This is a genomic window from Priestia sp. SIMBA_032, from assembly GCF_046535215.1.
Classification (GTDB): domain Bacteria; phylum Bacillota; class Bacilli; order Bacillales; family Bacillaceae_H; genus Priestia; species Priestia aryabhattai.
In genome coordinates, this window is sequence record NZ_JAWRXD010001352.1 from 1 (window position 1) to 244 (window position 244).

Annotated in this window: 1 protein-coding gene; it reads right to left on the bottom strand. The window is 32.4% G+C overall.

Annotated elements, in window-relative coordinates:
• Positions 1-86: 86 nt before the first annotated feature.
• The coding region (locus SB717_RS38725) for an SPASM domain-containing protein (RefSeq protein WP_410908559.1) at positions 87-244 on the bottom strand (158 nt) is incomplete at its 5' end.

The following is a 244-nucleotide window of genomic DNA, read 5'->3' on the forward strand; positions in this document are numbered from 1 at the left end:
TTACGTTGGTTCATTAATTGATGAATTAGAGCATTCTTATCAAGAATAAAAAATAAGCCCTCGCTTTATGAGGGCTTATTTCATATTTACTTCCCAAACCTTTTACGATATCCACATTTCCTACAAAGCTCTTCAACCGCAACTCTTTTGGAAAATCCATCGACAATGTTTGTTGCTCTTTCACCTTCTATAATGTTAGAAAATGAATCATTATTAATATTTCCAAGGTTAATAATCCCTTCAC